The 13531-nt window shown below is 63.4% G+C and carries 8 protein-coding genes and 1 pseudogene; 1 reads left to right on the top strand and 8 read right to left on the bottom strand.

Going from position 1 to position 13531, the window contains the following annotated elements:
- Nucleotides 1-45: 45 nt before the first annotated feature.
- Entirely contained in the window at nucleotides 46-945 is a 900-nt protein-coding gene (locus ACREXZ_RS07140; protein ID WP_431763331.1) for a hypothetical protein, read from the bottom strand.
- 364 nt (nucleotides 946-1309) lie between these two features.
- Between ACREXZ_RS07140 and ACREXZ_RS07135 the strand changes: the two genes are divergently transcribed.
- Entirely contained in the window at nucleotides 1310-2617 is a 1308-nt protein-coding gene (locus ACREXZ_RS07135) for an MFS transporter (protein ID WP_431763330.1), read from the top strand.
- Between the two features lie 13 nt (nucleotides 2618-2630).
- Here the strand turns inward: ACREXZ_RS07135 and ACREXZ_RS07130 are convergent.
- The 7 genes and pseudogenes from ACREXZ_RS07130 to ACREXZ_RS07100 form a co-directional block, all read right to left on the bottom strand.
- Nucleotides 2631-3572, bottom strand: a pseudogene (locus ACREXZ_RS07130) (MFS transporter); the annotation flags it as partial.
- The gene (locus ACREXZ_RS07125) at nucleotides 3562-5730 is read right to left on the bottom strand and encodes a VTT domain-containing protein (RefSeq protein ID WP_431763329.1); all 2169 of its coding nucleotides are present in this window, start codon (nucleotides 5728-5730) and stop codon (nucleotides 3562-3564) included. The pseudogene ACREXZ_RS07130 and the gene ACREXZ_RS07125, both read right to left, overlap by 11 nt.
- 15 nt (nucleotides 5731-5745) lie before the next feature.
- Entirely contained in the window at nucleotides 5746-8865 is a 3120-nt protein-coding gene (locus ACREXZ_RS07120; RefSeq protein ID WP_431763328.1) for an efflux RND transporter permease subunit, read from the bottom strand.
- 42 nt (nucleotides 8866-8907) lie between these two features.
- Nucleotides 8908-9972, bottom strand: coding sequence for an efflux RND transporter periplasmic adaptor subunit (locus tag ACREXZ_RS07115; RefSeq protein ID WP_431763327.1), 1065 nt, complete (start codon nucleotides 9970-9972; stop codon nucleotides 8908-8910).
- Nucleotides 9969-11357: a TolC family protein gene (locus ACREXZ_RS07110; RefSeq protein WP_431763326.1), complete on the bottom strand. Its 1389-nt coding sequence runs from the start codon at nucleotides 11355-11357 to the stop codon at nucleotides 9969-9971. The genes ACREXZ_RS07115 and ACREXZ_RS07110 overlap by 4 nt, the downstream gene beginning before the upstream one ends.
- Nucleotides 11358-11485: 128 nt before the next feature.
- Nucleotides 11486-12787 (bottom strand): sensor histidine kinase, encoded by a 1302-nt coding sequence (locus ACREXZ_RS07105; RefSeq protein ID WP_431763325.1) that lies wholly within the window; start codon nucleotides 12785-12787, stop codon nucleotides 11486-11488.
- Complete coding sequence (locus ACREXZ_RS07100) at nucleotides 12771-13460, bottom strand: response regulator transcription factor (RefSeq protein WP_431763324.1); 690 nt, start codon at nucleotides 13458-13460, stop codon at nucleotides 12771-12773. Before ACREXZ_RS07100 ends, ACREXZ_RS07105 begins: the two co-directional genes overlap by 17 nt.
- Nucleotides 13461-13531 lie beyond the last annotated feature (71 nt).

The raw sequence follows: 13531 nt of genomic DNA, 5'->3' as shown, positions 1-13531 counted from the left end.
TGCCATGACCGATGCGATCATCCCTTCGTTTGGGATTTCTTCGCGTCAGGCGAGGGCTTCGCGGTGCGCCGCAGGGTCTGCAACATCGTGCGATGCAAAAATTGGCAAGCCGTGGACAAACAGCAGCGACTCACGAGTGGCAACAAATCGTGCGCATTCGTCAGCTGCTATTTCGATCGCAGTCCCCTTTGTCCATGTTCTGCCGTTGCAGCCGCCTTCGCCTTCCAGCGCGTACACAAGGCGAATGCCTGCGCGAAGCGGAAACTCGTAGATCGCGCCGCTAGCCAGTTTGACCTGACTCAGTTCTATCGAGCGCTCAGTAAAGGTGCCTAGCGGCTTTATAAGGACACGGTCGTCGTCGTTGATTTCCTGCCACGCAAAGCCATGCGGATGGAGGTGGATTGGTGCACCGTAGCGTGGCTGCACGTATTCGATCGGCCTTCCGTTGACCGCTTCCCAGATCGCTTCGTAACCGTCACGGTTTTTTGTCACTCCTGTAGGGGGCGTATCGCCGGATGTACGAAAAACACCATCGACGAATGTGCCGACCTGGCAAAGTGCGTGAAAGCCTTCACGCAACTGGCGCTGGCTCATGAAACCGTGGCCACTTGCGCCGCCGAACTGGACGACCAATCCCACACAGTCGCTATTCGGCTCCTGCGCCTGTGGTCCATAGTGCTGCCCTTCCGGGAAATATCCGATCTCGCCCGGCAGAATGTCCTTGTGCTTGCCGTAATTGAGCTTGCCGCTCAGGCCTATCCGGATCTGATCGAAGTTGTGGCGGTGCGCCGGTGCGACGAAGTCGGCAAAGGCTTTGTAAAGGCTCAGGTAGTAGTTGTCCGGCGCGCCCTCAGTGCCAATCAGCAGCGTCTTGAATTCGATGCGGCCGCCGCGATGATTCGACACGGTTGTCCATTCAGCTTCGTGTGCCTGCGTGATTTTCATGCGTTTTCTCCTGATGTATCGGATCGAGCGCGCCAGTAGCGACATAACAGGCGAGGCAATATCGTGGACCGAATACTATTGGTATTGGACGATATTAGTAAAAGTGTCGGACAATTTCAAGAGAAAGTTTGTGTTCCTTGCGATGAGTCGGTGCGTATTGGTTGACGTCGTGCCCGTTGGGCACTGACCGATCTACATGGTTTTCTCCGGCTATTATTGGTCATTCCCGGGCTGACTGATGCTCATGGAGATGCTGCTAGTCTGCGGTTTACCCGAATTTTACGTCCTACGATTAAGTATAAAATCGTCGGGCAATATGTGATGGTCACTGAATCCAATCGGTGGACCGAAATATGGGGGAGACATGAGCAAATTGACGGGGGCACTTCCCGCCACCGGCATCGAAGCCCAACAGCAGCACAGCTCGAGTGGATCGCTGCGCGTTATCTTGCTCGCCAGCCTCGGGGGAGCGCTCGAAGGCTATGAATATCTGCTATACGGGCTGTTTGCCTCTTACATCTCCGCGGCGTTCTTCCCAACGGGCAATGCGGCGACGTCGCTGGCCAGTACGTTTGCTGTATATGCCAGCGGCTATTTCATCCGCCCGATTGGCGGCATCGTGATGGGACATTTCGGCGATAAATTTGGACGACGAAAAATATTCCTTGTTTCGATGCTGGTGGTATCGATGGCTACCATCGGGATGGGGCTGATGCCTTCTTATGCGAGTGCGGGGATCGTAGCGACAATCAGCTTCGTTCTTTTGCGGCTCGTTCAAGGGTTTGGCGTGGGCGGTGAGGTTGCCGGCGCTATTACCTATGCCGCAGAGTCGGCCGGCAAACGCCTCGGTCTGGCGTGCGGAGTCCTGTTTGGGATCGGCTGCGCCGGTTCAGTGTTCGCGTCTACCGTCAACGTGCTGCTTCATACCCTGCTGCCAACGCGTCTTGCCGAAGACTACGCGTGGCGCTTCGCTTTCGTGGCAGGTGGGGTACTTGGGTTTATCTTTTTATGGGCGCGGCGTTACCTGCGCGAATCGGCTGCATTCGAGAAAGCCAAGGCCGTGCGTGTCACGGCGCCATTTGCGGAAGTCATCCGAGACTACAAGCCGCAGATCGTGCTCGCGCTCTCGATGATGTGCGTCGTCGGAACCTATAACGCGTTCTTGCTGGCTTACTTGCCGGCGTATTTAATTCGCGTTCTTCATTACTCGGGTACAGAAGCCGCGGCAGCACTTGGTGTCGGTATTACGTCGCTCGCAGTCTTTGCAATTGGATTAGGTGCTCTCGCCGACATTACGTCCAGAAAATGGATGTTCAGGCTAGGAGCGTTGTGTATGGCCGTTGGAGCATGGCCGATGTTCCATGCGCTCGCGACGCATAGCATGAGTCTGAGTGTTCTATTCGGGCTGTATGGCCTCTTTGGCGGAATGACACACAGCTCGTTTGTCGCCATGCTTGCGAAACTTTTCCCGACCCACGTGCGTTTCACAGGCATCGCATTCTGCTACAACATCGGGTTGGCGCTATTCCAGGGAGTGACACCGATTGCTGCGACGCTGCTCTTGTTGCACAGAGGTGGTTCGTTGGAGGCGCCTGCGCTGGTACTGACAGGTACCGCGTGCATAGCTTTGGCCGCGTCGCTCTTTGTCCGTCGATTCAAGTCTCATCTGTAAGACCGGTGGTCTGAAAGAGGTGGGATGTGTGCGTGCTCTGCGCGATAACCAACCTGGACTTGCACACCGCGATCAGCAACGCGAGACCGAGCGCCAGCAGCACGCGCCGGTCCAGGCGGTCGGAAAGTATCCCTGCTGGATACGCCGACAGCGAATACGCGAGGCTCATCACCACCATCACACCGGGAATCCACGCGATGTCCAGCCCGGTCTGCTGGGCGCGCAAAACCAGGAACGCTTCACTGAATCGCGCCAGCGTAAAGGTCGCGCCGATCGCGACGATGAACCAGTAGCGCGCCGGGAATTCTCGCAGCGCGCGCCAGTGTAGCGGGAACACGAAGCGACGCTGCGCCGGGGCGTGCCCCGGTTCTTCGACACCGAATGCGATCAGGGCTATCGCGATGAAGGCCGGCACGACCGCGAACCACATGACGGTCCGGATGTGATCCCTGAACCAGAGCATCAGCCCGATCGCGAGCAATGGCCCGACAAAGGCGCCTATCGTGTCCATTGACTGGCGCAACCCGAAGCACGCGCCGCAGATTTCCGGCGGCGCCACGTCGGCCATCAGCGCATCGCGCGGGGCGCCACGAATACCCTTACCGACGCGATCGAGCAGGCGGGCTGTCACCACCATCGCGGGCGTGGTCGCGAGCGGAAACAGCGGCTTGGTGAATGCAGCCAGTCCGTAGCCGAGCAACAGCAGGCCCTTGCGCCGTCCCAGCCAGTCGCTGACCGGCCCTGAGAACACCTTGACGATCATCGCGGTCGCCTCCGCCGCGCCTTCGAGCACGCCTAGCGCGGTCACGCTCATGCCCATCGTGGTGACGAGGAAAATCGGCAGCAACGCGTGCACGAGTTCGGACGACAGGTCCATGAACGGGCTCACGAAACCAAGCGCCCAGACCGTGCGCGGAATGGCGATCCTGGTGACGGTAGGTGTGTCAGGGGTCATAGGTTGTCATCGATGGAAGTAGATCGACCGGGACGCTATTGGCCTCGCGAGATTCAGATGCGGTAGCCATCCAGACCCGCCACGCAGCGCATTGCGTCATGACCGTTCGTGGTTCAGCGCTGGATTGAGGCGGCACCTCGGGAACGGCTGGCAAAACCAGCACTGCACGTCGAACCGCCCCGTCTTCAATCGCCGACTGGTTCGACAGTCGCATGTCCGCGAGCAGCAGGCTGGGGATGGCAGACGCTTCCGGCCAGACCGTGCCCGCGCCGATCGTGATCAGATGCCACGGCTGGCGAAACGTCTCCTGATACAGCGCACCGTACCAGACCGGCGCATCGCTCACGCGGCCTGCCATGTTAACGGTCGTCACCCGGTAACGGGATCGCCAGAGTCGCAGCACCAGCCGGGTCATCGGCCGGTGCGGATCGAACTTCACGAACGTCAGATCAGCGCGTTCGCCTTGTGCCAGTTTCGGCAGCACCGGCAAGGCCGCCACCGATGTCGCTGGCGAGAGCCACAACAAGACGGACCGGGCAGACCACGCGGGGGCGACTCGCCAGCCAGCCGGTTCGAGGCTGTGTGCGATCGCGTCGGGACCTGCGGCCCATTGCAACGGGAAGGGTTCTTCCTGATCGCCGCTTAACTCGATGCGCCTTTCCGGCAGCCCGCGCCAGCCCGCGTCGGTCCATTGCTCGAGCGTGAGTGCGGTTTCCTGTGTTCGGGGGCTGTACCGGGCGAGATCGGTCTGCAAACGCTCAGGGCTCGTCCAGGTGCCGAAGATCGCGAGTAACCCGATAACAATGAAGGCGAGAATCCTTGGCTGCACGTCATCGCGAACCCGCTGGGCCGTGTAGGTCCCGGCTAGCACCGCAAACCACGCAAGTCCCAGGCTCCAGCCGCCCAGCACGTCCGCGAGCCAGTTTTCTCCGAGATACAGGCGCGCGAACCCGGTCATCAGTATCCAGAGCGTGACGACAGCGAGGACCGTGCTTCGCCAGAGGGGCGATTGCCGGCGGGCCAGCAGCCAGCCAAGAGACCCGTACACGAGCAGGTTGAATGTCGCATTGCCGCTGGGCAACGGAGTATGTTCAGCGCCCGCTTGCCACATGAACGGGCGCACATAGCCGCTCCCGGGTGAGATCACGGGACTCAATGCTGCCGCGATACCGACCGTCGCAACCCACCAGGCCGCCGTGTACCAGCATCGCCGCGCGATCAGCCATATCAGAACACCAGCGGCCACGAACAGACCCGCGCCATAGCGACTGAACCCGGCAATCGTTGCCATCACGTAATCGGTTGGCGTAGTCCTCAAGGTTTGCAGGAAGCCGTACAGTGCCGTGTCGGCCCGAACCAGTGGGTCATGTGCGGTCACATCCTGCAGGATGCCCAGGAATAGCCACACACTGCCGACGAAGAGCAGTGCCATCACGAGGAGTGTCTGGGACTCCGGCTTGCCGGGATCGAGGACGCCCGACAACCGGCTCGCTAGGCGCGGATGCCGGTGACGTAGGCGCTGTATCGCCCGTTCCGATGCGGCTTTGGCCAGCGGCATGCCGTGCCGGATTCCCAGGTGAGTCAGCTGCACGACAGCCCAGAGCAATGCCGCCAGCAGGAGTAGCATTGCGGCGAGGCGGCCACTGACCGCTTCGGCCAGTTGCGCCGATGCGCCGAACAGGATGCCCGGGCCAATGTGAGCGGGCGACCAGAGCAGTGCGGAGCCCGTGTTGATCGGGTAAAACGTGCGCCGCGGCATGCGTGTCGCACCGACGACCAGCGGCACGATAGCGCGTACCGGCGCGAAGAAGCGGGCCAGCACGATACTTTTCCCGCCGTGCCGTTGAACAAAACGCTCGCCACGTTCGTAGACCGCCTCGTGTCCCTTCGCCACCCACCATGTCCGCACCTCGCGGTGATATCGGCGGCCGAGCTCGTAGCTGATTCCGTCGCCGGCCACCGCGCCGAGCGCGGCCACACCCAGCGTGACCCAGCCATTGAGCGTGCCGGCCCCGATCAATGCGCCTGCGACAAACATCACGATGCCTGCCGGTACAAATGTACCCACGACCGCGAGAGACTCTGCGCAAGCGACGGCGAAGACGATCGCGAGCACAAGATGCGGATGGGTGCTGATGCTGGTGAGCCATGCGTGCATGTGCAGTCCCGGTTCCTATCGGTTCGACGACGCGGCCTGCGGCTCGGCCAGCGTATCGCGCTCGAAGTTGCCATAACGCAGTGCAAGCGTGGGCAGCACGATCAGGTTCAGCACGGTAGAAGTAATCAACCCGCCCAGAATCACGATCGCCATCGGCCCCTCGATCTCATTGCCGGCCGCGCCGCTCGTCGCCGCAAGCGGCAGCAGCGCCAACCCGGTCACGAGCGCGGTCATCAGGATCGGTATCAGTCGCTCGGACGCACCACGCACCGCGGTGTCGACGCCCCAGGACATCCCGTCGACATGCACCAGGTGTTCGTAGTGGCTGATCAGCATGATCGAGTTGCGCAGCGAAATGCCGAACAGCGTCACGAAGCCCACCATACCGCCCAGCGACAGGTTGCCGCCAGTCAGCACCACGCCCAGCACTCCGCCCACCAGCGCGAACGGCAGATTCACCATCACCAGCACGACACCGCGTCGGCTCTTCATCGCGAGGAACAGCAGCAGCGCGATGCCAACGATGGACATGGCGCCGTACGCGAGCAGGTCGCGCTGCGACTGCGTGCGCGCCTCGCTTTCTCCCGAGAACACCGCGTAGGTGCCCCTGGGCATCGCGATCTCGCGATTCACGCGTGCCTGCGCCTCCGCCACAAAGTCGCTCACTGCGCGGCTGCCCAGATTCACGGAGACGCTCTGCATGCGTCGCCCGCCGTCGTGGGTGATCTGATACCGGCCGGAGACCTGGCCGATGGTGGCCAGCTCGCGCAACGGAACGGCCAGGCCATCCGGATTGCGCAGCATCAGCGAACCGATGTCGCCGAGGGTCTTGCGCGCCCCGGGTGCCAGGATCACGGTGACATCGTAGGTGCGGCTGCCTTCATAGGCTTGCGCGACCGTGGCGCCCTGATAGGCGTCTTGAATCGCATCGAGCACTTCGACCGGACGAAAGCCCCAGCGGCTCAACTGATCGGGTTTGAGCTTCACGTCGAGTTCGGGAATGCCGGGGGGCGATTCCACCCGCACGCTCGCCGCGCCGCGGATCGTCCCGAGCAGGCGGGCGATGTCCTGTGCCTTGCGGTCGATCACGTCGAGGTTGTCGCCGAACACGTTGACGACGACGGGCGCCGTCACACCCGAAATGGTTTCGTCGATGCGCTCGACAAGAAACGTGTTGACCGACGTGGTCAGCCCCGGGAAGCGCGAGAGCGTGTCCTGGATGTGGCGAAGGGTCGTGCTCTGCCTCGACGCGTTCATCGGCTTGAGATCGACCTCGAATTCGCTCAGCTGCACACCGACGGGATCGACGACCTCGTTGGCGCGGCCGGCGCGCTGCGCGACGAGACGCACGCCCGGCACGTGCATCAACGCCTGCGAGACCTGCGTGCCGATGCGCATCGACTCGGCAAGCGACGTCCCTGGCGCCAGCCCCATATGCACGATGTAGTGGCCCTCGCGCAGCTCCGGGATGAAGTTGCCGCTCATGAACGGCAGCGAGGCCAGTGCCGCGACGCACATCAGCGCAACAGCCACCATGACGGTTTTCACGCGCTGCTCGACCTTCAGCAGCACGGCGGCATAGCGCGTTTTCAGCCACGTGAGGAAGCGGGGCTCGTGCGCCGGCAGCGGCCCTCGCGCGAGCAGCGCGAGCGCCATCGCGGGCGTGAGCGTGAGCGCGACGCCGAGCGACGCCAGTACCGCAAGGATGTATGCCACGCCGAGCGGCGCAAACAGCTTGCCGCCCACGCCCGAAAGCGTGAGCACCGGCAGGAAGATCAGCATCACGATGAAGGTGGCGAACACGACCGCACTGCGCACCTCGAGCGACGCGCGCAGCACGACACGGAATGCAGGCAGGGGTACGTGCAGATTGCGGTTCTCGCGCAGCCGGCGGTAGATGTTCTCGACATCGATGATCGCATCGTCGACGACTTCGCCGAGCGCGATTGCGAGGCCGCCGAGCGTCATCGTGTTCAGGCTCACACCGAACGCAGTCAGCACGATGATCGCGATCAGAAGCGACAGCGGAATCGCAACCGCCGAAATGACGGCAGTGCGCACATTGAGCAGGAACAGGAACAGCACGGCGATCACCAGCACCGCGCCCACCAGCAGCGCCGTGCGCAGGTGGCCGACCGCTACGTCGATGAAGTTTGCCGGCCGGAACACGTCCGCGTTCAGGTCGACGCCTTGCTGGGCCAGTACCGGCCTGAGCGCGGTGAGCGTCTTCTCGATGTCCTTCGTGACGGCAAGCGTGTTGGTGCCGTACTGGCTTTCCATGACCAGCATCACGCCGGGCTGGCCCATGATCGATGCAGCGCCAACCGCCGGCGCACTGCCCCAGGTAACAGTCGCGACGTCGCCGAGCCGCACGGCCGCGCCGTTGCTCCAGCGCAGCACGACGCCGGCAAGCTTGTCAGGCGTCGTGATCTGGCCATCGACGTTGACCGCGATGCGCTGGTTCGCGTTCTCGACGAAACCCGCGCCACGCACGCCGGTCGAGAGGCGCGCGGCGGCGATCACGTCCAGGATCGACAGGCCATAGCGCATCAGCTTCGCCGGATCGGCCTGAATCTGCAACTGGCGCGTTTCGCCGCCAAACACGATCGCATCGGCCACGCCCGGCACGCTCAGCAACTGCGGCCTGACCGTCCAGCGCGCGACGTCGTACAGATCCATCGGCGAGCGGGTCTTCGACGTCAGGCCGATGATGCGCACGACACTGGTCGTGGTCGTGAGCGGCAGCAGCCCTGGCGGCTGCACACCCGCCGGCAGGGTCGCGGCCAGCGCGTCCACGCGCTCGGACACCAGCTGCCGGACCTGCAAAACATCGGCGTGCGCGTCGAATACCAGCGTGACCGCGGATAGGCCGTGCAGCGACTTCGAGCGCATCGACTGCAACCCGACCATGCCACCGAGCGCGTTTTCGACCGGCTGCGTGACGAGCGTCTCGACCTGCTCGCTGGTCAGGCCCGGCGCCTCCGTCTGGACGATGCTCATCGGTGGCGCGAACTCGGGAAAAACATCGAGCTTCGCACGCGTCAGCGTATAGAGACCGTAGCCGGCGAGAAGTACGGCCAGCGCGTAAATGACGCCGCGAAAGCGCAGCGAGAACCGGATGATCGCGTTGAGCATGAGCAGTGGTTGGGTTCGTGTTGTGCGGGGCGCAATCCCTGGTCAGTCATCGCATTCGGGTGGATCCTTGCAAGCCGTCGCAATACCCTGCGGCCGCAGTTCCTCGGAGAGCAGCAGTTGCGCGCCGTGCGTCACGACAGCGTCGCCCGCATGAAAGCCGCTGGTCACGACGAAACCCTGATCGCCTTCGGAAGCGGCGGACACATAGCGCCGCGTGAAGCGATCGGGCGCGGTGCGCACGTAGGCCCACGGCTGTCCGCCGTACCAGACGACGGCACGCTCGGGAATCACGAGCGCGGACGTCCCCGGGTTCGATGACGGCACATGTGCGCTTGTCCGCGTGCCGACGGGCAGCGCGCGCCCGGCCGCATAGAACCAGGGGTAGCCTTGCACCGCCGGGTCCCCCTGTGGCGAGGCTGAGAGCCTCTGCGCCGCCACCGGCTGGCCGTCCGGCCCATCGACTGTGATTCTCGCGGGCGCGTCTTCGTTGGAGTCGGCAGGCAGCGTGACGCGCAACACGACGGTCCGGCCAGCCAGAAGGCGCTGGAACAGCCCGGACTCGTGCGCCATCGCGGCGCTCGTCAGTGCATCGCCGAATTGCTGCCGCAGCGTCGCGGCCAGCGCGCTCTGCGCCGCGTCAGCTGACTGCAGCTTCGACTGGGCAGCCTGCATGACCGCCTGTGCGTCCTGCAGGCTCTTCTGCGAGATGTTGCGGTCGTCCGCAAACAGCACGCGGCTGCGGTCATATTGGGCGCGCGCTGCTGCCGCCTGCTCGCGTGCGCTGTCACGATCCGCGAGCGCCGCGGCCAGCCGGTTGCGCAGGTCGAAGAGCGGCTGCAGGTCGATCACCGTCGCGTACGCGCTGCTTTCGGGCAACACCGGCACGACCACAAGCGGTGCGACGTCGATGTCGCTCGCACGCTGCGCGTTGGTGCCGACCACCACCACCGTTTCGCCGTTCACGGTCTGCACGGTTGGCTGGGGCGCCACCTGCGCTGGCGTGCTTCTGGCAGGCGGACTCGCGTAGAGCGTCTGATAGATGTACCAGCACGCGCCGGCAACCAATGCCAGCGTGAAGGCGCAAAATAGAAATAGCCGGCGTTTCATCGCCGTATCTCTTGTTCGGTCACGGTTTCATTTGCCGCCTCTGGTTTGAGAGGCTGCTGCATCGCGTCTTCGAGTGCGCCGGCTGCCTGCCGTGCAACCACGAGGGCATCCAGATGAGCGATCTCGCTCGCCTGGTAATCCGCCCTGGCTTGCGTGAGTGCGAGACGGTCCGTGTTGCCGGCGGCGAAGCTGGCGGCCTGGCTGTTCAGCTGCCTGCGTGCAGCCGCTCGATGCGCTGCAGACAGCTGGACTGCAGAGAGGCTCGCCTGGTAATGCGTACGCGCGTGGTCGAGGTCGCCGAGGATCGTGTCCTGCAGCGCAGCGGTGCGGACGGCCGCCTCCTTGCGCTTCGCCTCGGCCTGCGCGATGCCCCCCTGGTTCTGGTCGAAGACCGGCAGCGTGATGCCGGCGAGCCCGAACCCGATCTTGTGGGTGCCCGTGTCGTATGTGTAGCCCGGGCCTAGATGGATGTCCGGATATTGCTTCGCGACTTCGAGCTGCAACGCGGATTCCGCGCCTGCGTACTCGGCCAGCGACGCGAGCAGATCGGCGCGATGGAGGATCGCCTCGCGCTGCGCGTCAGCAATGGGTGGCGCCGGCGGTCCGTCGTCCATTGCGCCGAAATCGAACTGGACTGCATCGAGCGCCGTGACCGGCACGCCGATCGCTGCGGCGAGCTGCGCCCGCGCATCCTGCCCGGCACTGCGTGCCCCGGCGAGGTCTGCCTGCGCCTGGGTCGACGCCAGCACGACCGCATCGACATCCGGGCCGGCGTTCTCGCCAACCGTGCGGCGCTTCGTCACCATGCCGACAATCTGCTGCTGCGCGTCGGCCTTGCGCGACAGGAACGTCACACGCTGCCGCGCGGCGTAGAGGGATAGCAGCGCATTGCGTACCTGGGCGCGCACCTTCCACGCCTCATTGCCCATGTTCAGGCGCGCCACATCCGACAGGTGCGACGCCTGGTCGATGCGGTAGCCGCGCTTGTGTGCCGTCTCGATTGGAATGTCGAGTGAGGGGCCGGTGACGTAGGGTCCACCCGGTCCGGGGTTCGGCGTCGCGTACTGGAACGGCAGTTGCAGTACCGGATTAGGTATTGCGCCAGCGACGTCGATGCCTGCCTTCGCGGTGCCCCATTGGGCACGCGCGATATCGAGCGCCGGGCTGTAGTAGTACGCCGCGAGCGTGAGCATCTCGCGGTTCCAGCGGGGCATCGGCCATTCGATGTCGTGCGCCAGTTCGTGCGCGAGCCACACGTGCAGCGCGTCACTCGTGAGCGAACGCTCCTCAAAGGCTTGCGTGAGCTGCGTCGGCGCGAGGGGTGCGGGATGGTAGGTCGCGCACCCTGCCAGGACGACACAGGCAAGGAGCAACGGTCGGCGCATGTCGGCATCCAGTGGTCTCGCGCGCGCCTGATTCGGGTGCGCGGGCGGACGTCGCATCGGATCGATGCAACAACAGACGAGGATGCTACTCGCCGGGGTGTGAAGTTTTCGTCAAGAAGACGTCAAGTTCAGGTGAAGTCGGGAAATTTTCGTTCGACTGGCGGCAAATGCAGAGAGACGCGCGTGCCCTTGCCGGATTCACTGTCGAGCTTGATCGACCATTGATAGCGATCACAGATCTTCTTCACGATCGACAGACCGATGCCGAAGCCGCGACTCGCTACCCGTGCAGGCCTCGCCTGATAGAACCGCTCAAATACATGGGGCAAGGATTCCGCAGATATGCCGCGGCCCGTATCTTCGATCCGCAACCAGCCATCCGTATAGGTGAAACGGACGCTACCTCGGTCGGTGTACCGGACAGCGTTGTCGATCAGATTAGACAGGACGATCGCAAGCGCCGGGCGGTTGACCTCGACAATGAAGCCGCTGTCGACGTCAACAACCGGGTCGATACCTTTGGCAACCAGAACCTCGGCAAATGGGTCCAGCGCGTCCTCGACGGCGCTGACGAGGCGTACCGGACCGACATCCGCTGGCGACGCTTCCCGTGCGAGCAGCAGCAACGCGTTGACCAGTCCGATCATGTTGTCGGCCGCGCGATCGATCTGTTGCAGCCGCGTTCTGGACTTCGCGCCAATGGCCGTGTCCTGATCGAGGAGCTCGCAACTGGTCTTGATCGCCGTGAGCGGCGTGCGCAGTTCGTGGCTGACGTTGCCGGTGAACTCCTTTTCCCGCTCGATCATCTCCGCCATACGCCGGTGGTAGTCGTTGAATACTTCAGCAAGTTCGATGACCTCTGCTTCGTCGTACCGGGCGGGATTCACTGCCGTGGCGGAACCGTGTCTCAACGCACGGACCTCGCGGGCGAATCCGGCCACCTGCCGCACCAGCAGACCCGACAGGCCGAATGCGAGCCAGAACGCAAGCAGCGCGAAGATGCCCGTGCCGACCATCAGCGCATTGATGACCTCCTTGAAACGCTGTTCGTACGCACTGAAGTCGTAGACCCGATAGATCCTCGCATCGCCGAACGGCACGATCGCGACGTGGATCTCGCGGCCGTCGAGGATGATTTCATGCGTGCCGTTGCGCAGATCCTTGACCGATGCAGGTAGAGCGATGTGCGCAGCGCCGGCCGGGGCAACGTGACCGCCGAGCTGCGGATTGAATGGCGGCACGAGGGCAGGGTTCGTCCGGTAGCTCTGCAACAGGCTGGCCGTGTCGTCTTCGATCAGCGCGCCGATAAGCCGCTCTTCCTGCGCCTCGGCGAGCGCCTTCACGCCGAGCGCCTGCGCGACGAGCAGCAGGATCGTCAGGGCTGAGAAAACCAGCGCGACCTTGAAGCGCAGGCTACGGCGTGTTTGCATCGCTCACCACGAGACGGTAGCCCAGACCGTGGACTGTATCGATCAGATCGTCCTCGCCGTGCGTGGTGAGCGCCCGGCGCAGCGTATAGACATGCGCGCGCAACGTATCGCTGTCCGGCAACTGCTCGCCCCAGATTTGTGTTTCGAGCTCGGCGCGACCGAACACACGGTTGGGAGACTGCATCAGGATGCGCAGCAGATGCAGGCACTTCGGCGGCAGCCTGACCGGTCGTCCGGCACGTTCGACGGTGAGCGTGGCCAGATCGAAACGCAGATCCGCGCACCGTAGCTCGGCCTGCGTCACCTGGCCGTTGTAGCGCTTGATCAGCGCGCCGAGCCGCGCGCCCACTTCCTTGAGCGAAAACGGCTTGACGAGGTAGTCGTCCGCGCCTTGCCCGAACCCGTGCAGCTTGTCCTCGAGCGTGTCTTTTGCGGTGAGCATCAACACCGGCGTGTCCCGATGCGCCTCTTCGCGCAGCTTGCGGCAAATTGTCAACCCGTCCATGCCCGGCAGCGACAGGTCGAGCAGAACCGCATCCCAATGCTGGGTCGTGGCCAGACGCAGTCCCTGCACGCCGTCCGACGCGATGTCCACTTCGTAGCCGGCGCTCTCCAGATAATCGTAGAGGTTGGTCGCGATGGCTACATCGTCTTCGATAATCAGGACTTTCATCGCGTGGCTTTGAGGGCAAATGGTCCCGGGCAGTGTAACAAGGAAGTCATATCTCCCCGCACCCCGGCGTT

Source organism: Paraburkholderia sp., from assembly GCF_050742655.1.
GTDB lineage: Bacteria > Pseudomonadota > Gammaproteobacteria > Burkholderiales > Burkholderiaceae > Paraburkholderia.
Note: the sequence above shows the minus strand (reverse complement) of the source record. Positions and strands in the feature narration are given on the sequence as shown.

Coding starts and splice junctions, on each gene's coding strand:
- ACREXZ_RS07140 (WP_431763331.1), bottom strand. CDS start 945: ATGAAAATCACGCAGGCACACGAAGCTGAATGGACAACCGTGTCGAAT.
- ACREXZ_RS07135 (WP_431763330.1), top strand. CDS start 1,310: ATGAGCAAATTGACGGGGGCACTTCCCGCCACCGGCATCGAAGCCCAA.
- ACREXZ_RS07125 (WP_431763329.1), bottom strand. CDS start 5,730: ATGCACGCATGGCTCACCAGCATCAGCACCCATCCGCATCTTGTGCTC.
- ACREXZ_RS07120 (WP_431763328.1), bottom strand. CDS start 8,865: ATGCTCAACGCGATCATCCGGTTCTCGCTGCGCTTTCGCGGCGTCATT.
- ACREXZ_RS07115 (WP_431763327.1), bottom strand. CDS start 9,972: ATGAAACGCCGGCTATTTCTATTTTGCGCCTTCACGCTGGCATTGGTT.
- ACREXZ_RS07110 (WP_431763326.1), bottom strand. CDS start 11,357: ATGCGCCGACCGTTGCTCCTTGCCTGTGTCGTCCTGGCAGGGTGCGCG.
- ACREXZ_RS07105 (WP_431763325.1), bottom strand. CDS start 12,787: ATGCAAACACGCCGTAGCCTGCGCTTCAAGGTCGCGCTGGTTTTCTCA.
- ACREXZ_RS07100 (WP_431763324.1), bottom strand. CDS start 13,460: ATGAAAGTCCTGATTATCGAAGACGATGTAGCCATCGCGACCAACCTC.